Annotated in this window: 27 protein-coding genes; 14 read left to right on the forward strand and 13 right to left on the reverse strand. The window is 62.1% G+C overall.

Annotated elements, in window-relative coordinates; genetic code table 11:
• The first annotated feature begins 256 nt into the window (after positions 1 to 256).
• The gene (locus ASD03_RS05730) at positions 257 to 1,207 is read left to right on the forward strand and encodes an aldo/keto reductase (RefSeq protein ID WP_025425561.1); all 951 of its coding nucleotides are present in this window, start codon (positions 257 to 259) and stop codon (positions 1,205 to 1,207) included.
• Between the two features lie 19 nt (positions 1,208 to 1,226).
• Entirely contained in the window at positions 1,227 to 1,700 is a 474-nt protein-coding gene (locus ASD03_RS05735) for a GNAT family N-acetyltransferase (protein ID WP_025425560.1), read from the forward strand.
• On the opposite strand, the gene ASD03_RS05740 is transcribed toward ASD03_RS05735, so the two are convergent.
• Together ASD03_RS05740 and ASD03_RS05745 are read right to left on the reverse strand one after the other, a co-directional pair.
• Positions 1,652 to 2,296 carry a hypothetical protein gene (locus ASD03_RS05740; RefSeq protein ID WP_038576634.1) on the reverse strand — a complete coding sequence of 215 codons (645 nt, stop codon included), beginning with the start codon at positions 2,294 to 2,296 and terminating at the stop codon, positions 1,652 to 1,654. The genes ASD03_RS05735 and ASD03_RS05740 overlap by 49 nt on opposite strands.
• Positions 2,297 to 2,382: 86 nt before the next feature.
• Positions 2,383 to 3,273 carry a LysR family transcriptional regulator gene (locus tag ASD03_RS05745; RefSeq protein ID WP_025425558.1) on the reverse strand — a complete coding sequence of 297 codons (891 nt, stop codon included), beginning with the start codon at positions 3,271 to 3,273 and terminating at the stop codon, positions 2,383 to 2,385.
• Between the two features lie 227 nt (positions 3,274 to 3,500).
• Between ASD03_RS05745 and ASD03_RS05750 the strand changes: the two genes are divergently transcribed.
• From ASD03_RS05750 to ASD03_RS05760, 3 genes are all read left to right on the forward strand, one after another.
• Positions 3,501 to 4,496, forward strand: coding sequence for an aldo/keto reductase (locus tag ASD03_RS05750; protein ID WP_025425557.1), 996 nt, complete (start codon positions 3,501 to 3,503; stop codon positions 4,494 to 4,496).
• A 105-nt stretch (positions 4,497 to 4,601) separates the two neighbouring features.
• A complete protein-coding gene (locus tag ASD03_RS05755; RefSeq protein WP_025425556.1) occupies positions 4,602 to 4,961 on the forward strand; it encodes a nuclear transport factor 2 family protein in 360 nt (119 codons plus the stop codon).
• A 41-nt stretch (positions 4,962 to 5,002) separates the two neighbouring features.
• Positions 5,003 to 5,359, forward strand: a complete 357-nt coding sequence (locus ASD03_RS05760) for a VOC family protein (RefSeq protein ID WP_038575809.1) — start codon at positions 5,003 to 5,005, stop codon at positions 5,357 to 5,359.
• A gap of 60 nt (positions 5,360 to 5,419) precedes the next feature.
• Here ASD03_RS05760 and pheT read toward each other — a convergent pair whose 3' ends face one another.
• The 7 genes from pheT to infC form a co-directional block, all read right to left on the reverse strand.
• A complete protein-coding gene (pheT, locus tag ASD03_RS05765) occupies positions 5,420 to 7,846 on the reverse strand; it encodes a phenylalanine--tRNA ligase subunit beta (protein WP_025425554.1) in 2,427 nt (808 codons plus the stop codon).
• 133 nt (positions 7,847 to 7,979) lie between these two features.
• A complete protein-coding gene (gene pheS / locus ASD03_RS05770; protein ID WP_057204340.1) occupies positions 7,980 to 9,062 on the reverse strand; it encodes a phenylalanine--tRNA ligase subunit alpha in 1,083 nt (360 codons plus the stop codon).
• Between the two features lie 51 nt (positions 9,063 to 9,113).
• Complete coding sequence (locus ASD03_RS05775) at positions 9,114 to 9,515, reverse strand: hypothetical protein (RefSeq protein ID WP_057212530.1); 402 nt, start codon at positions 9,513 to 9,515, stop codon at positions 9,114 to 9,116.
• Between the two features lie 91 nt (positions 9,516 to 9,606).
• Positions 9,607 to 10,011: a 50S ribosomal protein L20 gene (gene rplT / locus ASD03_RS05780; protein ID WP_025425551.1), complete on the reverse strand. Its 405-nt coding sequence runs from the start codon at positions 10,009 to 10,011 to the stop codon at positions 9,607 to 9,609.
• A 39-nt stretch (positions 10,012 to 10,050) separates the two neighbouring features.
• Positions 10,051 to 10,254: a 50S ribosomal protein L35 gene (gene rpmI, locus ASD03_RS05785; RefSeq protein ID WP_025425550.1), complete on the reverse strand. Its 204-nt coding sequence runs from the start codon at positions 10,252 to 10,254 to the stop codon at positions 10,051 to 10,053.
• A gap of 172 nt (positions 10,255 to 10,426) precedes the next feature.
• The gene (locus tag ASD03_RS05790) at positions 10,427 to 10,576 is read right to left on the reverse strand and encodes a hypothetical protein (RefSeq protein ID WP_156407901.1); all 150 of its coding nucleotides are present in this window, start codon (positions 10,574 to 10,576) and stop codon (positions 10,427 to 10,429) included.
• 65 nt (positions 10,577 to 10,641) lie between these two features.
• Positions 10,642 to 11,178: a translation initiation factor IF-3 gene (infC, locus tag ASD03_RS05795; RefSeq protein ID WP_038576631.1), complete on the reverse strand. Its 537-nt coding sequence runs from the start codon at positions 11,176 to 11,178 to the stop codon at positions 10,642 to 10,644.
• A 219-nt stretch (positions 11,179 to 11,397) separates the two neighbouring features.
• On the opposite strand from infC, the gene ASD03_RS05800 reads away from it, so the two are divergent.
• Together ASD03_RS05800 and ASD03_RS05805 are read left to right on the forward strand one after the other, a co-directional pair.
• Positions 11,398 to 12,207: an alpha/beta hydrolase gene (locus ASD03_RS05800; protein WP_025425547.1), complete on the forward strand. Its 810-nt coding sequence runs from the start codon at positions 11,398 to 11,400 to the stop codon at positions 12,205 to 12,207.
• A gap of 287 nt (positions 12,208 to 12,494) precedes the next feature.
• Positions 12,495 to 13,115, forward strand: coding sequence for a transglutaminase-like cysteine peptidase (locus ASD03_RS05805; protein WP_025425546.1), 621 nt, complete (start codon positions 12,495 to 12,497; stop codon positions 13,113 to 13,115).
• Positions 13,116 to 13,191: 76 nt separating this feature from the next.
• Here the strand turns inward: ASD03_RS05805 and mbfA are convergent, their stop codons facing one another.
• On the reverse strand, positions 13,192 to 14,175 hold the full coding sequence (gene mbfA / locus ASD03_RS05810) for an iron exporter MbfA (RefSeq protein ID WP_025425545.1): 984 nt from the start codon (positions 14,173 to 14,175) through the stop codon (positions 13,192 to 13,194).
• Positions 14,176 to 14,337: 162 nt separating this feature from the next.
• Between mbfA and ASD03_RS05815 the strand changes: the two genes are divergently transcribed.
• Positions 14,338 to 15,147, forward strand: a complete 810-nt coding sequence (locus tag ASD03_RS05815) for a YiiX/YebB-like N1pC/P60 family cysteine hydrolase (protein WP_038575805.1) — start codon at positions 14,338 to 14,340, stop codon at positions 15,145 to 15,147.
• Positions 15,148 to 15,176: 29 nt separating this feature from the next.
• Here ASD03_RS05815 and ASD03_RS05820 read toward each other — a convergent pair whose 3' ends face one another.
• Together ASD03_RS05820 and efp are read right to left on the reverse strand one after the other, a co-directional pair.
• Positions 15,177 to 16,418 (reverse strand): cyclopropane-fatty-acyl-phospholipid synthase family protein, encoded by a 1,242-nt coding sequence (locus tag ASD03_RS05820; RefSeq protein WP_025425544.1) that lies wholly within the window; start codon positions 16,416 to 16,418, stop codon positions 15,177 to 15,179.
• Between the two features lie 297 nt (positions 16,419 to 16,715).
• Entirely contained in the window at positions 16,716 to 17,285 is a 570-nt protein-coding gene (efp, locus tag ASD03_RS05825) for an elongation factor P (RefSeq protein WP_025425543.1), read from the reverse strand.
• A gap of 177 nt (positions 17,286 to 17,462) precedes the next feature.
• Between efp and epmA the strand changes: the two genes are divergently transcribed.
• The 6 genes from epmA (at position 17,463) to ASD03_RS05850 (ending at position 23,279) form a co-directional block, all read left to right on the forward strand.
• Positions 17,463 to 18,515: an EF-P lysine aminoacylase EpmA gene (gene epmA, locus ASD03_RS05830; RefSeq protein ID WP_025425542.1), complete on the forward strand. Its 1,053-nt coding sequence runs from the start codon at positions 17,463 to 17,465 to the stop codon at positions 18,513 to 18,515.
• A complete protein-coding gene (locus ASD03_RS05835) occupies positions 18,512 to 19,564 on the forward strand; it encodes a lysine-2,3-aminomutase-like protein (protein ID WP_025425541.1) in 1,053 nt (350 codons plus the stop codon). Before epmA ends, ASD03_RS05835 begins: the two co-directional genes overlap by 4 nt.
• A gap of 80 nt (positions 19,565 to 19,644) precedes the next feature.
• Entirely contained in the window at positions 19,645 to 19,770 is a 126-nt protein-coding gene (locus ASD03_RS41060) for a hypothetical protein (RefSeq protein WP_255569777.1), read from the forward strand.
• 1 nt (position 19,771) lies between these two features.
• Positions 19,772 to 20,665 (forward strand): RNA polymerase sigma factor SigJ, encoded by an 894-nt coding sequence (gene sigJ / locus ASD03_RS05840; RefSeq protein WP_025425540.1) that lies wholly within the window; start codon positions 19,772 to 19,774, stop codon positions 20,663 to 20,665.
• A 202-nt stretch (positions 20,666 to 20,867) separates the two neighbouring features.
• Positions 20,868 to 22,310 (forward strand): MFS transporter, encoded by a 1,443-nt coding sequence (locus ASD03_RS05845; RefSeq protein ID WP_081788828.1) that lies wholly within the window; start codon positions 20,868 to 20,870, stop codon positions 22,308 to 22,310.
• A 153-nt stretch (positions 22,311 to 22,463) separates the two neighbouring features.
• Positions 22,464 to 23,279 carry a class I SAM-dependent methyltransferase gene (locus ASD03_RS05850; RefSeq protein WP_025425538.1) on the forward strand — a complete coding sequence of 272 codons (816 nt, stop codon included), beginning with the start codon at positions 22,464 to 22,466 and terminating at the stop codon, positions 23,277 to 23,279.
• Positions 23,280 to 23,364: 85 nt separating this feature from the next.
• On the opposite strand, the gene ASD03_RS05855 is transcribed toward ASD03_RS05850, so the two are convergent.
• The gene (locus tag ASD03_RS05855) at positions 23,365 to 24,030 is read right to left on the reverse strand and encodes an OmpA family protein (RefSeq protein ID WP_025425537.1); all 666 of its coding nucleotides are present in this window, start codon (positions 24,028 to 24,030) and stop codon (positions 23,365 to 23,367) included.
• Positions 24,031 to 24,121: the final 91 nt, after the last annotated feature.

Here is a 24,121-nt window from a genome sequence, read left to right on the forward strand (position 1 = left end):
GGCTGAGACTACTGCATGATTCCTTAAACCGGAATCGATTTAAGGAGAAAATCATGCAGCAGTTTAAAGCGTTACAGCGCCTTTAGCGCGTCATATGACGCGCGGCGCCGTAGCGGCGAGGTGCGTACCTATCAAGCGGCGACGACCGATAAAAAAGACCGGCGGCAGGTGACAAGCTTTGTTCGCTTGCCTTATGTTCGTGCCGGCATCCTCCCGATCGCGCACTTGCTTTCATCCAGTCCAATGGAGCGAAACCATGGAAAAACGCAGACTTGGCCGCACTAACCTTTCAATCGCGCCGCTTGTCTTCGGCGGCAATGTCTTCGGCTGGACAGCTGACGAAAAGACGTCCTTCGCCCTGCTCGACGCCTTCTTCGATGCCGGCCTTAATGCCATCGACACCGCTGACGTCTACTCGTCCTGGGCACCAGGAAACCAGGGCGGCGAATCCGAGACGATCATCGGCAAATGGCTGAAACAGTCCGGCCACAGCCGCGACAAGGCTGTGATCGTTACCAAGGTCGGTTCCGAGCTTGGGCCGGACCGCAAGGGCCTGTCACGCCGCTGGGTCCTGCAGGCGGTCGAGGATTCACTGAAGCGGCTGCAGACTGATTATATCGACCTTTACCTCTCGCACTGGCCAGACCCCGAAACGCCTTACGAAGAAACACTTGCCGCCTATGACCAGCTTTTGTCTGAGGGCAAGGTGCGCGCCGTCGGCGCCTCGAACCTGAACTCGCTGCAGCTGCGCGAAGCGCTCGATGTCAGCGCCAATGGCGGCCTGCCGCGCTATGCGGTGCTGCAGCCGGAATACAATCTCTACGATCGCGACAGTTTCGACGGGCCGTTGCGCGATCTTTGCGTCAGCGAAGAGATCGGCGTCATCAGTTATTTCGGCCTGGCGCGCGGCTTCCTCTCGGGCAAATACCGCACGCACAAGGACCTTGAAGGGTCGGCGCGCGGCTCGGGCGTCGAAAAATATCTCGACGGCCGCGGCATGCGCATCCTCGGCGTGCTCGACGAAATCGCTGAAGAGACCGGAGCAACGCAGGCCGAGATTGCGCTCGCTTGGGTGCGAAACCGCAAGGGCATCACCGCTCCCATCGCCAGCGCCACCAATCTCGACCAGTTGACGAGCCTCATCCGTTCGACCCAGCTGACCTTGAGCGACGAGGCAATTCGACAGCTCAACGACGTCAGCGAATAGCAGGAGCAAGGCAAGGACGATGGCATTGAGCATACGGGCGGCGACCGCCAGCGACGAAACGCATTGGCGCCGCCTGTGGGCCGGCTATGTCGCCTTTTCCGGCATTGAGCTGGCGGAGGACATCGTCAGTCTGACCTGGAGCCGCCTCATCGATCCCGCTGCACCGCTCTTTGCCCGGCTGGCGATCCTCGATGGCGAACCGGTCGGTTTCGTGATCTGCCAGGAACAGCTCGCGACCTTCTTCCGACACCCCATCTGCTACATCGAGGATCTCTACGTTGATCCATCAGCGCGCGGCCAAGGCGTCGCCCGCGCCATGATCGACGACCTGATCGCGCTCTGCCAGGCGTCGGACTGGGACCGGCTCTATTGGTATACCGAACGCGACAATGCCGTGGCGCGCCGTCTCTACGACCGCTACTCGGCAACCGACGACCACGTGCGCTACAAGTTGACTTTCGGCACGTTCACCGGCTCGGGCAAGAGTGCGTAGAACGCATGATGGCTGCCGTGCTGGTTCGCCATGCCGGGCTTGGTCAGCATCCCGCGCGGCTCGGCGAAGCTTCGGATCCGGCGCGCCGGCCGCTCGTGCCATTGGATATTGAACGCCCAGAGTTTCGGAAAGAAACAGAGCGATGAATAGGGCAGATGGTCGTGGATCCACCAGGCGATCGACTGCCAGCCGCCGAGCTCGTGGCGACGGTCCCAGACCCAGGGAATGACGATGCAGGCGGATGCGCCGATGCAGCCGTCCGCATCGCGCATGTCCCAGATGTGATCGGCCGCCGACGCCGCATTGCTCGAGCAGTTGAGACCGCGGGCATTGCCAAAACCGTTGACCGCGCGGTTTCGGTATCCGGAGCGAATGGTCAAACGGCCGAAGGTCGCTTCCAGCGGTTCCAGTAGCTCCTCGCACAACCGCCGCCCGGCCTCGATCGCCAGCTCGGGATCATCGGGTATATTCGGGATACGATGAAAATCGGCGATCTCCGAATGCAGGAACTCGCGCAAGAAGAAGTTTTTCGACAGCCGCACGCGCCCGAGATCTTCCAATGCGGTTTCTTCACTGCGCTTCCCCTCGTGACACACCGCGTCAGCGCGACTTTGCCCGGCCGACCGGCGATTGCAAGTCCGATGCAAACGCCGATAGCCGTTGATGAGGGCCATCAACCGGCCTAGCTCGCATGCTTGAAGAAATCGATGAAGGCGCGAAGGGCCGGGCGCATCTGGCGCCGGCTCGGATAGTAGAGAAACGGGCCGGCATAGGGCGCGCACCAATCCTCGAGCACGCGGATCAACCGCCCTTCGGCGATTGGCGTTTCCACCCGCGAGAGGAAGAGATAGGCAAGCCCTGCTCCACCCATCGCCGCCTTGATAATCGGCCGGTCTTCCCCAAGGATTAACGGCCCCTCGACGGAAACCGTCAATTCCTCGCCGTGCCTCTCGAACTCCCAGCGATAGAGCGTGCCATTGGAAAAGCGTCGCCGGATGCAGCGGTGGCCGGCGAGATCGCTCGGATGAAAGGGGCGGCCGAAACGCTCGAAATAATCGGGCGATGCAACAACCGCACTTTCCAGCTCCGGCCCGACCTTGACGGCGATCATATCGGCTTCGAGGCTTTCGCCGAGTCGGATGCCGGCGTCGTAGCCTTGTTCGACGATGTCGGTGAAACCATCCTCGTTGGCGATTTCCAGCACGATCTCCGGGTAGCGGTTGAGAAAGGCACCAAGCCGGGGCGCCAGGATAAGATCGGCGGCAAATCGCGGCGCCGTGATGCGCAGATTGCCGGCCGGACGGTCGCGCGTGTCCGTGGCAGCCTCCAGCGCGTGGGCGATCTCGTCGAGCGCCGGTGCCAGTCGTTCAAGGAGGCGCCGCCCCTCCTCGGTCGGCGCGACGCTGCGGGTGGTGCGCGATAAAAGCCGCACACCAAGGCTCGCTTCAAGGCTGCCGACCGCGTGGCTGACGGCCGATGGTGCGATGGCAAGCTCGCGGGCGGCACCACGGAAGCTGCCATGGGCGGCAACCGCGGCAAGGACGGCGAGTTGGGAAAGCTGGGTCCTGTTCATTGATCTAAATAATAGAACAGCCCGTGAGAGTTGACAGAGATTTTCAACCGCATGCTGCGGCCCTATCCTTTGATCATCGTCGTAGCCAGACGGCACCGGGAAGAGCGGCATGCAGGACGCCGCTTGGAGCCGACTGGCCAAGCGCCGACGAATACCGGGCGTTTCGATGCGTTCGCGGGCCACCCTGGCGCGCCTGCATGGTCGCCCCTACCCCGAAAGGACATGACATGAAGACCCGCAAACTCGGGAATGAACTGACCGTCTCCGCCATTGGTCTTGGCTGCATGGGCATGAGCTTTGCCTATGGCGGCGCCGACGAGGCGGAATCGATCCGCACGCTGCAGCGCGCCGTCGACCTCGGCGTCACCTTCTTCGACACGGCCGAAGTCTATGGCCCTTACGAGAATGAAAAGCTTGTCGGCCGGGCGTTGAAGCCGCTACGCGACAAGGTCACGATCGCGACTAAATTCGGCTTCCGCATAGAGCCCGGCAAACCAGCGGCCGAGGCGATCAAAGGCATCGACGGTCGACCGGAAAACGCAAGGGCCGTGGCTGACGCCTCGCTGAAGAGGCTTGGGATCGATGTGATCGACCTCTACTACCAGCACCGCGTCGATCCCGGGGTTCCGATCGAGGAAACCGTCGGCGCCATGGCCGATCTGGTGCGCCAGGGCAAGGTGCGCACGCTCGGGCTTTCCGAGGCAAGTTCCGAAACGATCCGACGTGCCCACAAGGTGCATCCGATCGCGGCGGTCCAGAGCGAATATTCGCTTTGGTCGCGAGACCCGGAAGAGGACGTGCTGGCGACCTGCCGCGACCTCGGCATCGGCTTCGTGCCCTATAGCCCGCTTGGGCGCGGCATGCTGACGGGCACGATCCGCAAGGCTGACGATCTTGCAGCGGACGATTTCCGTCGCTCGTTGCCGCGCTTCCAGGCGGAAAACCTCGGCGCCAACGCCGCCCTTGTCGAAACGCTGGAAGCGCTCGCGCGCGAAAAAGGCGTAACCGCCGCCCAGTTGGCGCTCGCCTGGGTGATCAATCAGGGCGACTTCATCGTGCCCATCCCCGGCGCGCGCAAGCTCCACCACCTGGAGCAGAATGCGGCCGCGGCCGATATCGTGCTGAGCGCTGACGAACTTGCCCGGCTCGGCGATGCGCTGTCGCCGGCGCTCGTTGCTGGCAAGCGCTATACGGAAGCATCGCTGGCGCTCACCAATCGTTGAACGCGCATGCCCCGCCTCCTTGCCGAGGCGGGGCATTCACCCATCGAATTTTCAGCCGGATGCACTACCTTTCCTGTCGTGACCAACAATTTCGGAGGATCGGGAATGTCCGACGAGCAGGCGATCAGCGCGGTGGTGCATCTCTATGTGGACGGCATGGCCTTTGCCAACGAAGGTGCGTTGCGCAAGGCGTTTCACCCAGACGCGGCGATCATCGGCAACTACAGAGGCGCGCTCGAATGGATGACGCGCGACGGCTTCATCAAGGCGGTTCTGGACCAGGGGGCCGCGCCGCCCGGGAGCCAGCCGGAGATGGATGTGGAGATGACCGACATTACCGGCGATGCGGCAACGGTGAAGGTGATCGACAGCTTCGCCGGCGAACGCTTTTCCGATTATCTGTCGCTGGTCAAGATCGACGGGCGCTGGGTGATCGTCAACAAGATCTACCACCTTCACGCCTGATGGCGGGATCAAGCGGGAGCCTCGAGGCCATAGGTCAAATCATGGCGCTCGACCATGTCCAGCTGGCCATGCCTGCCGGGATGGAGGATGTAGCACGGGGTTTCTATGAAGGGCTGCTCGGCCTAACCGAGGTGCAGAAACCATTGAACCTTGCCGGACGTGGTGGCTGTTGGTTCGAGCGAGGAGAGGCAAGAATTCACCTCGGTATCGACCCGGCTTTCTCGCCTGCGCGCAAGGCTCATCCCGCCTTCCTTGTCGACGACCTTGCCCTGCTCCTTTTGCGACTCGAAGCCTCCGGCGTGTCGATCACGCGTGACGCGCCACTTGCCGGATATGCCAGGTGTTACGTCAGCGATCCCTTCGGCAACCGGATCGAGCTGATGCAACGCATTGGTTAGCCGCATGGCAAAGGCCGCTGCAAGCAGCGGCCTTTGCCATGGTTATAAACCGAACGGCCTTCAGGCGCGCAACACGCCGCCTGTCGTCTTGGTGACGTTGGCGACGATCTTGGCCGTCAAAGCCTCGAAGTCCTCGTCGGTCAGCGTGCGCTCGACCGGCTGGATCGTCACTTCGATGGCGATCGACTTCTTGCCTTCGCCAAGGGACGCTCCCTCGAACACGTCGAAGACGCTGACGCCGGTCACCAGCTTGCGGTCGGCGCCGGAGGCTGCACGCAGGATGGCACCTGCCTCGACGCCCTTGTCGACGACGAAGGCGAAGTCGCGCTTGACCGCCTGGAACGGCGAAAGATCAAGTGCCGGCTTGGTGCGGGTCGCCTTCTTCTTCGGTTCCGGCATGGCGTCGACATAGATTTCGAAGCCGCAGAGTGCACCGGAGACATCGAGCGCCTCAAGCGTCTTCGGGTGGAATTCACCGAAGGAGCCAAGCACGATCTTCGGACCGAGCTTGATCGTGCCGGAACGGCCGGGATGATACCAGGCGGGACCGCCGGCTTCGAACTGGACATTGCCCATCGGCACGCCGCAGGCTTCCAAGACCGCGATCGCATCGGCCTTGGCGTCGAAGACGTCGACCGGCTTGCCGCCGCCCTTGGCAGCATTCGACCAGAGACGACCGGCGCCGTTGAGCGATGCGGTGCCACGGCGTACGCCACCGGCAACGCGGCGCTGCTGATCCGGGCCATCGCCTTCATAGGTGCCGGAGACTTCGAAGAGCGCAACGTCGCCAAAGCCCTTGTCGGCATTGCGCTGTGCCGCCGACAGGAGACCCGGCAACAGCGACGGGCGCATGTCCGACATATCGGCCGCGATCGGGTTGGCAAGCTTCAGCGCCGGCTGACCGCCGCCGAAGAGCTTCGCCTGGTCTTCGGAAATGAACGACCAGGTGACGGCCTCCAGCATGCCGCGGCTCGCCAACGCGCGCTTGGCAAGGCGGGTGCGGATCTGCAGCGTCGTCAGGATCTTGCCATTGACGGTGCCATGGCTCGGCAAGGGTGCTGCAACAATGTTGTCGACGCCGTGGATGCGCATGACCTCTTCGACGAGATCGGCCTTGCCGTCGACATCCGGGCGCCAGGACGGCACCGAAACGTTGACGCGCTCGCCCGAGCCCTGGACGCCGAAGCCAAGCTTCTTCAGGATCGTGACGCTCTCTTCCGAGGAAACCTCGAGCCCCGTCAGGCGCTTGACCTCGGACATCGGGAAATCGACGATCTTCGGGCTATAGCCGGCATAGCCGACGACTTCTGCCTTGGCCGGCTTGCCGCCGCAAAGCTCGAGGACCAGTTCGGTGGTGCGCTCGAGACCGGGCACCATGTATTCCGGATCGACACCACGCTCGAAGCGGTAGCGCGCGTCGGTGATGATACCGAGCGTGCGGCCGGACTTGGCGATGTTCATCGGGTCCCAGAGCGCCGATTCGATCAGCACGTCTGTGGTGTTCTCATCGCAGCCGGAGTGTTCGCCGCCCATGATACCGCCGATCGACTCGATGGCCTTTTCGTCTGATATGACGACGTTGTTCGGGCCGAGCTTGTATTCGCGCTGGTCGAGCGCAAGCACGGTTTCGCCTTCCTTGGCGCGGCGCACAGTCAGGTTGCCCGTAACCTTGGCCGCGTCGAAGACGTGCATCGGCCGGCCCTGGTCGAAGGTCATGTAGTTGGTGATGTCGACCAGCGCGTTAATCGGACGAAGACCGATCGACAGCAGCCGCTGCTGCATCCATTTCGGCGACGGGCCGTTCTTGACGCCGCGCACGAGCCGCAGGCCGAAGCCTGGGCAAAGGTGACGATCTTCGCCAAGGTCGATCGTCAGCTTGACCGGGGTCTCGCCTTCGACCGCAAAGGCGGGTGCCGCGCGGGCCTTCAGCGTACCGAGGCCAGAGGCTGCGAGGTCGCGGGCGATGCCGTAAACGCTGGTGCAATCCGGGCGGTTCGGCGTCAGGTTGATCTCGATCATCGGATCGTCGAGGCTGGCATAGGCCGCATAGCTCGTGCCAACAGGCGCATCATCCGGCAGGTCGATGATGCCGTTGTGGTCGTCGGAGATCTCGAGTTCCTTTTCCGAACACATCATGCCGTGGCTTTCGACGCCGCGAATGTTGCCGACGGAGAGCGTGACGTCGATGCCCGGCACGTAGGTGCCCGATGCGGCGAAGGCGCCGACGAGGCCGGCGCGGGCGTTCGGCGCGCCGCAGACGACCTGAACCGGTGCGCCTGTGCCGGTATCGACCATCAGGACCCGAAGCTTGTCGGCATTCGGATGCTGCTCGGCGGAAACGACCTTGGCGATGACGAACGGCTTGAAGGCGGCCTTGTCGTCGACATCCTCGACTTCAAGCCCGATCATCGTCAAGCGCGCACAGATCTCGTCCAGCGAAGCGTCGGTATCAAGGTGGTCCTTGAGCCAGGAAAGCGTGAATTTCATGATTTCACCTGTGTCCTCGAGCGTTTCCGGCTTAAACCGGGTTGCAGAAACACTCTATCCCTTTGTTTTTACACATTTCCTGGCGGAAAACCGCTTCGCACTTTTCCTGGAAATGCTCCAATTTTCAGCGCGATCAGGCCGAGAGGCCGCCGAACAATGTCGGCATGTCGAGCGGGCGGAAGCCGTAATGGTTCATCCAGCGGACATCGGCGTTGAAGAAGTCACGCAGGTCCGGCATGCCGTATTTCAGCATGGCGATGCGGTCGAGACCCATGCCCCAGGCAAAGCCCTGATACTCGTCCGGATCGAGCCCGCCGGATCTGAGCACGTTCGGGTGGACCATGCCGCAGCCGAGGATCTCCATCCAGTCGGTGCCCTCGCCGAACTTGACGATCGGGCCGGAGCGGTCGCACTGGATGTCGACCTCGAAGGACGGTTCGGTGAACGGGAAGAACGACGGGCGGAAACGCATCGTGACCTGATCGACCTCGAAGAAGGCCTTGCAGAATTCTTCCAGCACCCAGCGCATGTTGGCGACGTTCGCGGACTTGTCGACGACCAGGCCCTCGACCTGATGGAACATCGGCGAGTGGGTGGCGTCGGAATCCTGGCGATAGGTCTTGCCGGGGATGATGATGCGGATCGGCGGGTCCTGCGCCTCCATCGTGCGTATCTGCACCGGCGAGGTATGCGTGCGCAGCACCTTGCGCTCGCCCTTGTCATCTTCATTGAAGAAGAAGGTGTCGTGCATCTCGCGGGCCGGGTGGCCTTCCGGGAAGTTCAGCGCCGTGAAGTTGTAGTAGTCGGTCTCGATGTCAGGACCTTCGGCGATCGAGAAACCCATGTCGCCGAAGATCGCGGTGATCTCGTCGACGATCTGGCTGATCGGATGGATACGGCCACGTTCGGCCGGGGACGAGCGCACCGGCAGGCTGATATCGACGGTTTCGCGGGCCAGACGCTCGGCGATCGCCTGGTCCTTCAACGCCGACTTGCGGGCGGTGATCGCTTCTGCAACCGTGGTCTTCAGCGCGTTGATCTGGGCGCCACGGGTCTGGCGCTCTTCCGGCGTCATCGTGCCGAGCGTCTTCAGTAGCTCGGAGATCGAGCCCTTCTTGCCGAGCGCGCCGACGCGCACCGCCTCGATCGATCCTTCGTCGCCGGCGGCATCGATGTCCGCCAGCAGTGTCCGTTCCAGTGTTTCCAGTTCGCTCATTCTGTCCTGCCTCGATGCGGGAATGGGTTCGGTCTATATCGGTTGTTGTCTTCAGGATTGTGATTGCGTCGCCAGTGAGTCCGTCGCCGCCACGAGGCGCACGGGGTCATGACCGTTCTGGATGCGCAGGAAGAAGCGCGCCTGCGGCAACAATCGCGTAAAGAGCGGTTTGATCTCTGAGGGAGCGACGGCGGCTTCCGCTGGCGCCGCAAGCTTCCAGGCGGCAAAAGCCCGGTCCGGCGTTTCTGGCTTCAGCGCGCGGCTTGCGATCTGCAGGAAGAGCAGTCCGAGACGCGGGCCAACGCGCCGGTCACGCTTGATCCAGACCATACGATCCCTAGGCTGGCGTCGTTCGACACGGGATGATCCGCCGGCAAGTGCTGCCAGCAGAGCCGCCATGTCCTCGTCGTCAAGCTCGCGAACCGCAAGCGGCCCCTTTCGATCGTCGTACACTTTCGTCCCGCCAAATAAGAAAAACCCGCACTAGCCCTGCCAGCGCGGGTTTCCCAACAAAAATCAAGAACGGTTTTGGGAAAACGCTGGCTTAACGAACAGCGCTTTCAAACTCGTTGGTCGTACCGGCTTCCTTGAGGTAGGCAAGTGCCTTCTTGGAAGCTTCGACGAGGGCGCCGAATGCTGCCGGCTCATGGATAGCCATGTCGGACAGAACCTTGCGGTCGACTTCGATGCCAGCCTTGTTCAGGCCGTCGATGAAGCGGCCGTAGGTCAGGCCGAATTCGCGGACGGCAGCGTTGATGCGCTGGATCCAGAGAGCGCGGAAGTTGCGCTTGTTGACCTTGCGGTCGCGGTAAGCGAACTGCTTCGAACGATCAACCGCAGCCTTTGCAGCGCGGATGGTGTTCTTGCGGCGGCCGTAGAAGCCCTTGGCTGCCTTGAGTGTCTTCTTGTGCTTGGCGTGAGCGGTTACGCCGCGTTTTACACGTGCCATGTCATGATCTCCTTAACGTGTCCAAAATGCCTGAAAGTCTTAGAGACCGTTGGGCAGGTAGTTCTTGATGACCTTCTTGCCATCGGGCTCCGCGAGAACCATGGTTCCACGTGCGTCGCGGATGAACTTGTTGGAACGCTTGATCATGCCGTGGCGCTTGCCAGCAGCTGCTGCACGAACCTTGCCGGTAGCGGTGATCTTGAACCGCTTCTTGGCAGACGATTTCGTCTTCATCTTGGGCATTTTGCTACTCCATTTTTCTTAAGAATTCGAAACGGACAGACGAGGTCCATTTCCAGCGTTAAGAACGGCCACGGCATGCCCTGCCGGACCGTTCGGACGGGCGCTTATACCCGGACCTCCCCGAAAGCGCAACTGCGGAATCGACGAAGCGTCATAGAAGCGACATACAACGTCAAACCGGATCGCGCCGACGCTTGCGCCTGCCGGCCGTTTCGAAGGCGAGCACCGCCTCCAGTCCGCCGAGCGGCGACTGCCCGAGGATCAACTTCGCGCCATAGGCATCGGCGATATCGGCGCTGATGGCAAGGACCCTCAAACGCAAAAAGCCGCCCTTCGGGCGGCTTCCTACCTGATCCAGTTTCCGGACATTGCGCCCGGACACCTCGGTCAACGCGGAGCGAGGACCATCATCATCTGGCGGCCTTCGAGCTTCGGCTCGGCCTCCACCTTGGCGATCGTCTGGGTGTCATCCTTGACCTGAAGCAGGAGCTTCATGCCGAGTTCCTGGTGCGCCATTTCGCGACCGCGGAACTTCAGGGTCACCTTGACCTTGTCGCCCTCTTCGAAGAAGCGATTCATCGCCCGCATCTTCACTTCATAATCATGCGTGTCGATGTTGGGACGCATCTTGATCTCTTTGATCTCGACGATCTTCTGCTTCTTGCGCGCTTCGGCCGCCTTCTTCTGGTTGGCGTATTTCAGCTTGCCGAGATCGAGGATCTTGCACACCGGCGGCTCGGAGTTCGGTGCGATCTCTACCAGATCAAGACCGGCCTCTTCCGCCATGCGGAGCGCCTGGTCGATCGGGATGGCACCGATATTCTGGCCTTCGGCATCGATAAGCTGAACCCGGGGCACCCGGATTTCCTTGTTTGAGCGCGGTCCCTCCTTGACGGGGGCGTCCGTTTTGAACGGTCTGCGAATGGTCGTACTCTCCTCGAGCTGTTTCCGAAAATGCGGTTCAATTATTAGTCGGCGCGGCCTTGGCCGAAATGCTTCAATCTGCCGCCGACGGCAATGTGTGAATTGCGACGGGAGAGTCAATAGCATGGCTCGCAGGGAAAATCACCACCTGTCGAAGCCAAGACGAATCTGTTTTAGAAAGAAATTCGCCGCCAATCCGGGCATTTGGAGAGAATTGAGATGCAAACGACGCCAGCCGAAACCGAAACAACCTTCATCGAGGTTGGCAAGGATGCCGCCCGTCGCCGCATCGCCATGCGGATCCTGCGGGCACAAAAGCGCTCCGATCGGCCGACGCTTGTGTGGCTTGGCGGCTACCGCTCCGACATGACCGGGACGAAGGCGGTCGAGGTCGAGCAGCTTGCGAGAGACAGGGCAACCGACTGCATCCGCTTCGACTATTCCGGCCACGGCGCCTCCGGCGGCGCCTTCAAGGACGGCACGATCTCGCGTTGGCTGGAAGAAAGCCTTGCCGTCGTCGAACATGCCGCCCCCGGGCAGCGCCTGATCCTGATCGGCTCATCGATGGGCGGCTGGATCGCGATGAGGCTGATCCAGGAACTACGCCAGCGCGGCCTCAGCGAACGCATCGCCGGGTTGGTACTGATCGCGCCTGCTCCCGACTTTACCGCCGAACTCATCGAACCAAACCTGACGGAGATCGAGCGGCACTCGCTTGCCGAGCGCGGCTATTTCGAGGAACCGTCCGAATACAGCCCCGAGCCCAACATCTATACGCGCGCCCTGATCGAGGACGGCCGCGACAACCGCGTGCTCGTCGGCACCATCACCACCGGCTGCCCGGTTCACATCCTGCAGGGCATGCGCGACCCGGATGTGCCCTACACGCACGCGCTGAAACTGATGGAGCACCTTCCGGCCGACGACGTCGTCATGACGCTCATCCGTGACGGCGACCACCGTCTTTCGCGCGAGGAAGACATTGCTAAAATGAAACAGGCGATCGGAAACATGCTGCCTTCGGCTTAAGCCGATAGGCCGGCGCTCGACGCCCTTTCTACCCCCAATTTCCGCGTCCATGCGCCGCAGACCGCCTGCTGCGCAGGGCTTTGCGCTGCGTTTCGGCAACGGCTTTAACCATAAAGTCCAATGGCCGAATCAGTAGATTGACTCTCCGACCCCAACGCTATTAACTCTTTATTAACGATTAGAGCAGCGTGAGGCGGAAGACCTGAACAAGCTGCCCTCAACTCAGGATTGCGCGAATACGTCCGGACAGGAAGAGCCCGGCATACCGCGTCACGCAGGGGATTTGTATGGCGTCTTGGACCGGGGTTAAGGGAAGTATCGCGGCGTTTTGCGCACTTTTCATTTCAGCGAACACGGCAATTCCCGCACAGGCGGGATCCTCTCCTTGGATGCAGACCGGCTCGGTTACCTCGCAGCCGATCGGACATTACGAGTTCTGTCAGAAGCACAAGGGCGAATGCAGCGTCAAATCGAAGACGAGCGTGGCGCCGCGTGTCACCGAGCGCGGCTGGGCGACGATCCGTCAGGTCAACGCTGCCGTGAACCGCGAAATCACGCCGGTGACCGATCAGGAACTCTTCGGCAGGGATGAAGTCTGGTCCTACCCGCAGGACGCCGGCGATTGCGAGGACTTCGTTCTCGAAAAGCGCAAGCGTCTGATGCGCAAGGGCTTTTCCCCCAGCGAACTGCTGATCACTGTCGTTCGCAAACCCGATGGCGAGGGCCATGCCGTGCTGACGGTGCGCACCGCCCAGGGGGATTTCGTCCTCGACAACCTCGAAAACGGCGTGCGGCTCTGGACCCAGACGCCCTACCGTTATCTCAAGCGCCAGGCTTCGTTCAACAGCGGTCGCTGGGTCACCATCGACAACGGCGCGGAAGTGGTCGTCGGCTCGGTCGGCAACTGATACCGCAGCATCATCGCTTTACGAAAAAGGGCCGGTCAAACCGGCCCTTTTTTCGTTTCAAACGCTGCACGCCCGATCAGGCATTACCGATCAGGATGCCCGCTGCCAGCACTAGGCCGCCGCCCAGCACAACCTGGAATGCGGCGCGCAGGAACGGCGTTTCCATGTAGCGGTTCTGAATGAACGCGATTGCCCAAAGCTCGAAGAAGACGACGACTGCGGCCGTGATCGTCGCCGTCCAGAAATGCGGAATGAGATAGGGCAGTGCGTGCCCTAGACCGCCGAGCGCGGTCATGATGCCCGATGCGAGGCCGCGCTTGATCGGCGAACCGCGGCCCGACAGCTTGCCGTCATCATGGGCCGCCTCTGTGAAGCCCATGGAAATACCAGCGCCGACCGAGGCCGACAGGCCGACGAGGAAGGTCTGCCAGGTATCCTGTGTCGCAAAGGCAGCAGCAAAGATCGGTGCGAGCGTCGAAACCGAGCCATCCATCAGCCCAGCCAGCCCCGGCTGAACGTAGGTCAGGATGAACTGTCGGCGCGCCGTCTGCTCCTCCTCCTCGCGAACATCGTCCGGTGTGTGCTTTTCACCGAGCCTGCGGGCGAGCGATTCGTGCGTTTTTTCCGCGATTGCCAGGTCGCCCAGCAGCTTGCGCGTCGCCGCATCCTGGGTGCGCGCCGCCGCCTCGACATAGAAGCGGTGCGCCGTCTCCTCCATTGCCTCGGCTTCCGCCCGCGCCTTCTCGATCGGCATTTCGGCGATCAGCCACTCAGGCTTGCGATCGGGGAAGTCGCGGACATGCTCGCGGCGGATCAGCGGGATCCGGTTGCCGAAGCGCTGTACGTGCATGTCGATCAGCCATTGCCGATGATGGCTCTCCTCCTCCGCCATTTCTTCGAACACTTTTGCCGAGTGCGGATATTTCTCTCTCAACGCATCCGCATAGGCGAGATAGATGCGTCCATCGTCCTCCTCCGACGAGATCGCCAGTGCCAGGATTTCCTGTTCGTTGAGGGAGAGAAACGGACGCTTGGAGCGGGAGAAGAGACGGGAAAACATCGTTGAAAACCTTCTTTAGAATAATTCTAAATAGAAACCCCGGGAATGTGCGTCAAGGTCAAAGCCATGCAATCACGCGACAATCACTCGACAGAGTGTCGCGGCTCGGCCACCATGCAGGCGCATGCGAATCCCCTTCCCGCGGCTGGAGCAATCGCCTCCATGAGGACCATCTACCCGCTTTCGGAAAGCAAGGATACGTTTCTGGACCGGCTCGGCGCCCGTATGGCCGCAAGGTTGCAGACGCAGACCCTTGGCTACGAACCCTACACGCCATCCGACCCGGAAACGCTGGCGCGCACGCTGCGTCCGGGCGACGTCCTCTTGATCGAAGGCAACCAGAAGGTTTCCGCCGCGATCAAATACCTGACGCAATCCACCTGGTCGCACGCGGCATTTTTCGTCGGCGACGAGATGCCGCTGACGCTCGACCAGGCGACCCTGCCGGTGATCGAAAGGCCTCAACTGATCGAGGTGAATATCGGCGAAGGTTGCGTCGCGGTGCCGCTGAAGAAATATGCATCGTTCAACACGCGCATCTGCCGACCGGTGGCGCTGACGCCCGACGATCGTACCGCGCTGGTCGGCTTCATGATCGCCCGGCTCGGCATGAAATACGACCTGAAGAACATTCTGGATATGCTGCGCTATTTCATGCCGGCACCGCCGGTGCCCGTGCGCTGGCGTCGTCGCCTGCTGGCGCTTGGTTCAGGCGATCCGACGCGGGCGATCTGCTCGACGCTGATTGCCGAAGCCTTCGAGCAGATCCGCTATCCGATCCTGCCGGAGGTCACGCGCGCGCCTGGGCGCGCGTCGGCCGCCTCCACCTATTCACGCGAAGAGATCCTGCATATCCGCCACTATTCGCTCTATACCCCGCGCGACTTCGATCTCTCGCCGTTCTTCTCGATCGTCAAGCCGACACTCGAATTCGGCTTCGACTACAAGCGGCTGCGCTGGAACGGAGATTGACCGGCACGATGCCGGTCAAATGGGGCCGGTCAGATGTTGAGGTCGAGCGCGTGCTCGCGGGCCATGAAGTCGCGCTGGCGGTCGGTGATGTAATCGCGCACGATCGGTGCTGCGTCACGCGAGCGCGACAGCTGCATGTGGAAGACCAGCTGGCTGCCGGTGCGGAACATCATTTCGGCACTGATCAGATAGAACTCCCACATGCGGGCAAAGCGCTCGTCATACATCGCGATCACCTTGTCGCGGTTTGCCTCGAACCGCTCCCCCCAATGCGCCAGCGTCGTGGCATAGTGCACGCGCAGGAACTCTAGATCGGTGACCCAAAGGCTGTTGCGCTCGACGACGTCGAAGACCTCCGAAAGTGCCGGCGAATAGGCGCCGGGGAAGATGTATTTGCGCAGCCAGGCGCTCGCCATGCCGGGCGGGCTCATGTGGCCGATCGAATGCAGCACCGCAACGCCGTCATCCGGCATCAGCGCATTGAGTTTCTTGAAAAACTCGTCGTAGTGATTCACACCGACATGCTCGAACATGCCGACCGAAACGATGCGATCGAACGGTCCCTGCACATCCCGATAGTCTTTCAGTTCGAAGCGAACACGATCGGCGAGCCCGGCCGCCTGTGCGCGTTGCGAAGACAGCGCCTGCTGCTCCTTGGAAAGCGTCACACCCAGAACCTCGACGTTTTCGAGTTTCGCCAGGTACATCGCCAGATCGCCCCAGCCGGAACCGATATCGAGCACCTTCATGCCCGGCTCCAGGCAGAGCTTGGAGGCGAGCAGCCGCAGCTTGTTGCGCTGGGCTTTTTCCAGGCTCTCGTTCGGCTCGCGGAAATAGGCGCAGGAATAGAGCATGTTCTCGTCGAGGAACAACTTGTAGAAGTCGTTGCCGAGATCGTAGTGATGGGCGACGTTCTCCTGCGCCTTGCCCTTGGGATTTGCCTGCTGGCGCTTGCGGAAGCGCATCTTTATCGCGCGCAGCACCTTCTGGATCGGGTAGGAGCCGAGCGAGAGCCGGTTGATCGAAAACAGCGTCAGGAAATCCTTGAGCGTCGAGCCTTCCTCGAAGCGCATGGTACCGTCCATGTAGGCCTCGCCAGCCGCCAGCTCCGCATTGAAGACAAGGCTGCGATAGAGCTTCTTGTCGGTGAGCCGCATGGTGACTTCAGGCCCGGGCTCGCCGGAGAAGACATGCCTCCTGCCATCAGCGTCGATCACCGTCAGGCGACCCTTGCGAATGAACGACTTCATCATATGCGACAATGGAAACATGCGGGCCCTCTCATGGCGGAAACGTCGTAGCGCCGGCATCCTAGCACCCGTTTTTCGAAATGCTCCCCCTAAATTTGCGGTTGCTTATCCGATCTCTGCCACAGCTTCCGGGCTCTGCGGCGTCGCGCATCCGGTGACGCGCCGAGGACGCTGTAACGCTTTGAACTTGCTGCCTGGTTTTGCCCCTGAAACACCAACGGTCGAAGGAGCCCAGCAGTAGAAACGACAACGGGGACGGCAGGTTGAACCTGCCGTCCCCGTTCGATGCGATCGCTCGATCGTCAGTGCTTGAGCGTGTCAGTCCTTGGCGCGCTCGACATAGGAGCCGTCTTCGGTCGCGATGATGACGCGGGTGCCAGCCTGGATATGCGGCGGCACGAGCGTGCGAACGCCGTTCGACAGAATAGCCGGCTTGTAGGACGACGATGCCGTCTGGCCCTTGACGACCGGCTCGGTCTCGGTGATTTCGAGCGTCACGTGGCGCGGCAGGTCGATGGCGATCGCCAGGCCTTCGTGGATCGAAAGAATGCAGGCCATGCCTTCCTGCAGGTAGGCCTTGAGGTCGCCGATGTCGTCAGTGGTCATGACCAGCTGGTCGTAGCTTTCCGGGTTCATGAAGTGGAAGCCTTCGCCATCTTCATAAAGGAAGGTGTGCTCGCGGTCTTCGACGAAGGCGCGCTCGACCTGTTCGGTCGTGCGGTAGCGTTCGGAGACCTTCACGCCGTCGGAAATGCGGCGCATGTCGACCTGGGTGACCGGCGTGCCCTTGCCCGGATGGAAGTTCTGCGCGGTAAGAACGACATAGAGCTTGCCGTCAACGTCGAGAACGTTGCCCTTGCGGACAGATGAAGCGATGACCTTGACCATTAGTCTTCCTTGTAACAGAGGTATGCGCGACACGGCGCGCCGGGAAAGCCGGCCCCGAAAGACGCGAAAATTATGATATCGCGCCGCCACTACCCTAATTTCGTGCAAATAGCCAGCCTGCGCCGGCATTGACGCGAAGATAGCCTAGGGCGCGAAGAAAGCCTGGATCGAACGACCATGTCGCATGCCTCACCCTGGTGGACGCCGCACGTCCATGCCGACCGGCGCCCGTTTCTTCTCGGACGCAACCGGATCCAGTCGGCGCTGCGCCGGTTTTTCGACGAGCGCGACTTCATCGAGGTCGATACCGCGACGCTGCAGGTCTCACCGGGCAACGAAGCCCATCTGCACGCCTTTGCCACCCAGGCGCTCAACCATGACGGCTCCGCCGATCCGTTCTATCTGCACACCTCGCCGGAGTTTGCCTGCAAGAAGCTCATCGCTGCCGGTGAAAAGCGCATCGCCTGCTTTGCCCATGTCTATCGCAACCGCGAGCGTGGGCCGCTGCACCATCCGGAATTCACCATGCTCGAATGGTACCGCGCCGGTGAGACCTACGAGACGCTGATGCGCGACTGCGCCGAGATCCTGACGCTCGCGGCACAGACGACCGGCGTCAGTCAGTTCACCTTCCAGGGCCGCACCTGCGACCCCTTCGCCGAGCCCGAACGGCTGGCGGTGGCCGAAGCCTTCAAGCGTTTTGCGAAAATCGACCTGCTCGCTTCGATCGCCTCCAACGGAGAAACGGACCGGGACGCGCTTGCTAGCGCGATGGTATCGGCCGGGCTGCGGGTCGCCGCCGACGATAACTGGGCCGACCTGTTCAGCCGCGTGCTTGTCGAAAAGGTCGAACCGCATCTCGGCTTTGGCCGCGCGACGATCCTCGATGAATATCCGGTCGCTGAAGCAGCCCTTGCCCGGCCGACCGCGCGCGACCGCCGCGTTGCCGAGCGCTTCGAGCTCTATGCCTGCGGCGTCGAACTCGCCAATGCCTTTGGCGAACTGACCGATGCGGCCGAGCAGCGCCGTCGTTTCGAGATGGAAATGACGGAGAAGGCCCGCGTCTATGGCGAGACCTATCCGCTCGACGAGGATTTTCTGGCAGCGCTCGCCATCATGCCCGAGGCGAGCGGCATCGCGCTCGGCTTCGACCGGCTGGTCATGCTGGCGACCGGTGCGTCGCGCATCGACCAGGTGCTCTGGGCACCGGTGGCGGAGACGGCATCATGAACGTTCACCGGCCGATCAAGACAGCCGGCGAATTGGTTGATGCCGGCCTTATCGAACCGTCACAGCAAACCGTCGTTTCGCAGGTCGCCGAGCGCTACGCGGTCGCCATCAGTCCTGCTATCGCCAAGCTGATCGACCGCAACGACCCGAACGATCCGATTGCCCGCCAGTTCGTACCCGATGCCGCCGAGCTGACGCTGCTGCCGGAAGAGCGCGAAGATCCGATCGGCGACAAGGCGCACAGCCCGGTCGCCGGCATCGTGCATCGCTATCCCGACCGGGTGCTTTTGAAGGCCGTGCATGTCTGCCCGGTATATTGCCGCTTCTGCTTTCGCCGCGAAATGGTCGGACCGCAGGGACTGGGTACGCTGACACCCGCCGAACTCGATGCGGCGATCGCCTATATCGCCGAACATGACGAGATCTGGGAGGTCATTCTCACCGGTGGCGACCCGCTGGTGCTTTCGCCGCGCCGCCTCACCGAAATCATGGAGCGGCTGAAGCCGATCGCCCATGTCAAGATCGTGCGCTTCCACACCCGCGTACCGGTGGTCGAGCCCGAGCGCATCAACGCCGATCTCGTTTCAGCCCTCAAGGCCAGCGGCAAGGCGACCTATGTGGCGCTGCACGCCAACCATCCGCGTGAACTGACACAGGAAGCGCGCGACGCCTCGGCCCGGCTGATCGATGCCGGCGTCGTCATGGTCAGCCAGTCGGTGCTGCTGAAAGGCGTCAATGACGATGCGGACGTGCTTGCCGCACTGATGCGCGCCTTCGTCGAAACCCGGATCAAGCCCTACTATCTGCACCACCCGGATCTGGCACCCGGCACCAGCCACTTCCGGCTCTCGATCGAGGAGGGCCAGGCACTCGTCGCGTCCTTGCGCGGCCGGGTCTCTGGCCTCTGCCAGCCGACCTATATCCTCGACATTCCCGGCGGTCACGGCAAGACGGTGATCAGCGCGGCATCGATCGCTGCGGACGGCGGCGGTTGCTACACCGTGACCGACTTCCGCGGCAAAGAGCACGCCTACCCGCCAAAAATCTGAGAAAAATTTCAAGACGGCGTCACAGCGGCCGGAAGCCAATCGTCAGTTGGTCATGAGCAACGATCGACGGAGTTGTAATCATGACCGATATGAAAACCGTCCGTTACGAGCAGAAAATCCCCGACGGGCTCGGCGCGCTTGCCGGCGGACGCAAGACGATCGACCAGGACAGCATTGACCGGACCAAACAGATATCGAGGCATTGAGATGGGCGGCGCAAACAGCACGGCAATTTTCGAGGAGGCGCGTCCCCGCCTTCTCGGTCTGGCTTACCGGATCCTTGGTTCGCGCGCGGACGCGGAAGACGCGGTGCAGGACACGTTCGTGAAGTGGCAGGAGGCCGATCAATTGGCGATCGAAAGCCCGGCCGCTTGGCTGACGACCGCCTGCACCCGCCGCTGCCTCGACCTCTTGAAGGCGGCACACCGCAAGCGTGTCGACTATGTCGGTGCCTGGCTGCCGGAGCCGATCCACACGGCAAGCGACGACAATGCCGAGGAGAAGCTGGCACTGACCTCGTCGCTGACCACCGCCTTCCTCTTGATGCTGGAGCGGCTGACGCCGAAGGAAAGGGCTGCCTATCTGCTGCATGAAATCTTCGGCCAGCCCTATGAGGAGGTGGCTGAAACGCTCGACATGCAGGAGGCGGCCGCACGCAAGCTGGTGTCGCGCGCCAAGACCAATATCGGCGTGGAGAAGAGCCGTCACCAGACGCCGCGCGAACGCCAGGACGAGTTGCTGTCGGCTTTCCACACGGCGATCCACGGCGGCAATATTGCCAGCCTTTCGAGCCTGCTTTCCGCCGACGTACGACTGACGGCCGATGGCGGCGGCAAGGTGGCGACGGTGCTCGGCGTGCTCTCGGGCAAGCAAACCGTGCTTGCCTTCATCGCCGACCGGCTGACCGAATACTGGGCGCACTATGTCTGGGACGTTGCCGATATCAACGGCGGCCGCGGCATTGTGCTCCGGGGCGAGACCGAAAATGATATCGCCGCCAGCGTTTCCTTCGGCTATGACGGCGACGGAAACGTCAACGACATCTTCATCGTTCGCAATCCGGACAAGCTCACCCATCTCGGTGATGCCGTCGTCCACTGAATCAGAACATTTCCACGAAAAATGCGAAGCGCTTTTCCGTCAGGAAATGCGTAAAAACAATAGGATAGAGCCGCTCCAAAACTCCATTTGAAACGGGAGTGCTCTATCGGCGCCGACGGGGCAAGCCCGACGCGGCCGCGCAACGATGCACGGCGCGTTACTTGCCCGGCAGTCGTGAGGCGACAGGAAAAGGTGCACACATATGCTCGACAAGACATCCAGACCCGCTGAAAAAGCCGACAGCGGCTGGCTCGCTCTGCTGTCGGGCGAAAACGCCATCCATTCCGTCGTGCTGAGCGGCGGCGTAGCTCTCCATGCGCTCAACATCTATGTCGTAACGACGATCATGCCGTCGATCGTGCGCGAGATCGGCGGGCTCGAATATTACGCCTGGAGCACCACCGTCTTCGTGGCCGCATCCATCCTCGGCGCAGCACTCTCGGCCCGCTTGCTTGCCGTCGTCGGCGCCGGCTCGGCCTATGCGATCGGCGCGCTCGTCTTCGGCCTCGGCACGCTCATGTGCGCCTCCGCTCCCGATATGCTGGTGCTGCTTGGCGGCCGGGCGATCCAGGGCTTTGGCGGCGGCCTGCTCTATGCGCTCGCCTATGGCGTCATCCGCCTGGTGTTTGCGCCGGCGCTCTGGACCCGTGCCATCGGCCTGATCTCGGCGACCTGGGGCACGGCAACGCTTATCGGCCCGGCTGTTGGCGGCATGTTTGCGGAATTCGCCACCTGGCGCGCCGCCTTCTGGTCGCTGCTGCCGCTGACGGCACTTCTGGCAGCACTCGCCTTCTGGACGTTGCCGCGCAACGCTTCGTCCGAAGGAAATCGCACGCCGCTGCCGGTCGTGCAACTGCTGCTTCTGGTCGGCATCGTTCTGGCTCTTTCGATCGCAAGCACCCTGTCCACATCGGGCGAACAGCTCGCCTCGGTCGGCGCGGCCATCCTCATGTTCGCAGTGCTTCTCGTCGTCGAACGCCGGGCTGCCGGCAAGCTGCTGCCGAGCAGCAGCTTCACCATAACCTCCCCGCTGGCAGCGCTTTATGCTACGATCACGCTGTTGATGATCGGCATGCAGCCGGAGATCTACGTACCGTATCTGCTGCAGGAATTGCATGGGCTGTCGCCGCTGGTTGCCGGCTACATCGCCGCACTGATGTCGATCGGCTGGACCGCCGGATCGATGACCAGCGCGCACTGGCACGGCGACAGGGCGCAGCGCACGATCTTCGCCGGACCGGCCTTCGGCCTTGCCGGCCTGGCGCTGATCGCCATGTTCATGCCGATGGCCGGCACCGGGTTTGCCGCGATCTCCGCACCGCTTTCCGCCGGTATCATGGCGGTCGGTTTCGGCATGGGTTTCGCCTGGCCGCATATCGTGACGGCCGTCTACGAACTGGCACCACAGGGCGAGGAAGAGAAGGCATCGAGCTCGATCACCACCGTGCAGCTTTTTGCCGCCGCACTGGGTGCTGCCCTTGCCGGCCTGACCGCCAATCTGGCGGGTATCGAAGCAAGCACCACCGACGGCGTTGCCCGCGCGACGCAGTGGCTTTTCTGGCTGTTCGCGCTGGCACCGGCACTGGCGATGCTGACGGCGAGGCGCGTCCGTCGGGCGCGTGCGGTGAAGGCAGCCGACGACTAGGCAGCGGATACGTGCCACCGTTTCCGAGGCCGTGCCTCCTGCATAATTCCGTAAATCGGATCCGATTTAAGGATGAAATTATGCAGCACGTTTAAAGCGCTACAGCATCCTTTGTGCGTCATATTTGACGCGCGGCGCTGTGGGGAGGAAACGATGGATGCCGACGGGATCGGCCTGAGTGGCGCGCAAGAAACACTGCTGATCACGCTGCAGGCAAAGGCCGCCGAAAGCGCGCTTCCCGATTCCCTGCTGCGCGACCATTTCGCCGCCGATGCCATGCGTCGTCTCGGGCAAGCTGCGCAGCATCTCGACGTCGGCCACGACATGACGATCGGGATCGCCATGCGCGCCTATCTCCTCGACCAGTGGACACGGGCTTTCGTCACCAGGCACCCGGATGCAACTGTGCTGCATCTCGGCTGCGGCCTCGATTCCCGCGTTTTCCGCGTCGATCCGCCCGACGAGGTGCGGTGGTTCGACGTCGATTTTCCCGATGTGATGACGTTGCGCCGCACGCTCTATCCGGATCGCGCCAACTATACACAGATCGCATCTTCGGTGACGGAGGCGGGATGGCTTGCGGCGATACCGGATGACGCGCCGGCGATCGTCGTCGCCGAAGGCGTCCTGCCCTACCTTGCGGCAGAGGACGTCTACGATCTGCTTCGGCGTCTGCTGGAACGCCTGCCGGCGGGCGAGGTCGTCTTCGACGGCTATAGCCACCTGGGCATTCAATTGCTGCGCTTCAACCCCGCCATCCGCGCCACCGGTGCTGCGCTTCGCTGGGGCATCGACGATCCACGCATGCTGGAGCGGCAGGTGCCGGGCCTCAGTCTGCTGGAGGAGGTCAGCGACTACGATCCGAGCCAGATAGAAAGAATGTCAGCGGCCGCGCGCATCGCCATCCAGATCTTCAGCGTCATGCCCATGCTGCAGCGGATGGGGCGGCTTTTGCGCTACCGCTTTTAGCAGTACGGCGACGGGACGTCCGATCGACGAAGGGCCGCACTGTTCCCGGTGCGGCCCTTCTATATCAAGGTATCGCAGAGACCTATCAGCCCTGCTTGATCGGCGCGATCGAGATTTCGACGCGGCGGTTCTGCGCCCGGCCGGCCTCGCTGCCGTTGGAGGCGATCGGCCGTTCCTGGCCGAAGCCCATGGTGGCCATGCGGCGCTGGTCGACGCCCTGGCTTGCCAGATAATTGGCAACTGAGGCTGCGCGACGCTCGGAAAGGCCCTGGTTGTAGGAGGCGCTGCCGGTCGAATCGGTGTGGCCGTCGACGTCGATCAGCGTCTTGTTGAACTTGCGCAGCACGATCGCCACGGAGTTCAGCGTGTCGTAGAAGGCTGGGATTACCTGGTCGCGGTCGGTGGCGAAGGTGATGTTCGACGGCATGTTCAGGATGATGCGGTCGCCTGCGCGGGTAACGGAAACACCGGTACCCTGCAGCTGGGCGCGCAGTTCCGCTTCCTGGCTGTCCATGTAGTTGCCGACCAAGCCACCGCCGAGCGCGCCGATACCGGCACCGACGAGAGCGGCATCACGCCGTCCCGCAGCACTGCCGCCGACAAGAAGGCCGGTCGCTGCACCGAGACCCGCGCCGATCAGCGCGCCGCCGGCGGTGTTCGACATCTTCTGCTCACCCGTATAGGGATCGGTGGTCGTGCATCCCGAGAGATAGATGGCCGCTACAGCCAGTATGGCGCATTTCTTGATCATAGAATCAATGGTCCCCATTCGTGCTCAAAGGTGCTTCATACTAGCGATTGCGGCAGGAAGATGAAGAGACGTCCCACTGATGCCATTGTTT

It is taken from the genome of Ensifer sp. Root127, assembly GCF_001425225.1.
GTDB lineage: Bacteria > Pseudomonadota > Alphaproteobacteria > Rhizobiales > Rhizobiaceae > Ensifer > Ensifer canadensis.

Coding starts and splice junctions, on each gene's coding strand:
- ASD03_RS05815 (WP_038575805.1), top strand. CDS start 14,338: ATGAGGACCATCTACCCGCTTTCGGAAAGCAAGGATACGTTTCTGGAC.
- ASD03_RS05805 (WP_025425546.1), top strand. CDS start 12,495: ATGGCGTCTTGGACCGGGGTTAAGGGAAGTATCGCGGCGTTTTGCGCA.
- ASD03_RS41060 (WP_255569777.1), top strand. CDS start 19,645: ATGACCGATATGAAAACCGTCCGTTACGAGCAGAAAATCCCCGACGGG.
- ASD03_RS05855 (WP_025425537.1), bottom strand. CDS start 24,030: ATGATCAAGAAATGCGCCATACTGGCTGTAGCGGCCATCTATCTCTCG.
- ASD03_RS05835 (WP_025425541.1), top strand. CDS start 18,512: ATGAACGTTCACCGGCCGATCAAGACAGCCGGCGAATTGGTTGATGCC.
- ASD03_RS05730 (WP_025425561.1), top strand. CDS start 257: ATGGAAAAACGCAGACTTGGCCGCACTAACCTTTCAATCGCGCCGCTT.
- epmA (WP_025425542.1), top strand. CDS start 17,463: ATGTCGCATGCCTCACCCTGGTGGACGCCGCACGTCCATGCCGACCGG.
- ASD03_RS05800 (WP_025425547.1), top strand. CDS start 11,398: ATGCAAACGACGCCAGCCGAAACCGAAACAACCTTCATCGAGGTTGGC.
- ASD03_RS05755 (WP_025425556.1), top strand. CDS start 4,602: ATGTCCGACGAGCAGGCGATCAGCGCGGTGGTGCATCTCTATGTGGAC.
- rpmI (WP_025425550.1), bottom strand. CDS start 10,254: ATGCCCAAGATGAAGACGAAATCGTCTGCCAAGAAGCGGTTCAAGATC.
- ASD03_RS05850 (WP_025425538.1), top strand. CDS start 22,464: ATGGATGCCGACGGGATCGGCCTGAGTGGCGCGCAAGAAACACTGCTG.
- ASD03_RS05735 (WP_025425560.1), top strand. CDS start 1,227: ATGGCATTGAGCATACGGGCGGCGACCGCCAGCGACGAAACGCATTGG.
- ASD03_RS05760 (WP_038575809.1), top strand. CDS start 5,003: ATGGCGCTCGACCATGTCCAGCTGGCCATGCCTGCCGGGATGGAGGAT.
- mbfA (WP_025425545.1), bottom strand. CDS start 14,175: ATGTTTTCCCGTCTCTTCTCCCGCTCCAAGCGTCCGTTTCTCTCCCTC.
- ASD03_RS05750 (WP_025425557.1), top strand. CDS start 3,501: ATGAAGACCCGCAAACTCGGGAATGAACTGACCGTCTCCGCCATTGGT.
- efp (WP_025425543.1), bottom strand. CDS start 17,285: ATGGTCAAGGTCATCGCTTCATCTGTCCGCAAGGGCAACGTTCTCGAC.
- pheT (WP_025425554.1), bottom strand. CDS start 7,846: ATGAAATTCACGCTTTCCTGGCTCAAGGACCACCTTGATACCGACGCT.
- pheS (WP_057204340.1), bottom strand. CDS start 9,062: ATGAGCGAACTGGAAACACTGGAACGGACACTGCTGGCGGACATCGAT.
- rplT (WP_025425551.1), bottom strand. CDS start 10,011: ATGGCACGTGTAAAACGCGGCGTAACCGCTCACGCCAAGCACAAGAAG.
- ASD03_RS05745 (WP_025425558.1), bottom strand. CDS start 3,273: ATGAACAGGACCCAGCTTTCCCAACTCGCCGTCCTTGCCGCGGTTGCC.
- ASD03_RS05845 (WP_081788828.1), top strand. CDS start 20,868: ATGCTCGACAAGACATCCAGACCCGCTGAAAAAGCCGACAGCGGCTGG.
- sigJ (WP_025425540.1), top strand. CDS start 19,772: ATGGGCGGCGCAAACAGCACGGCAATTTTCGAGGAGGCGCGTCCCCGC.
- ASD03_RS05820 (WP_025425544.1), bottom strand. CDS start 16,418: ATGTTTCCATTGTCGCATATGATGAAGTCGTTCATTCGCAAGGGTCGC.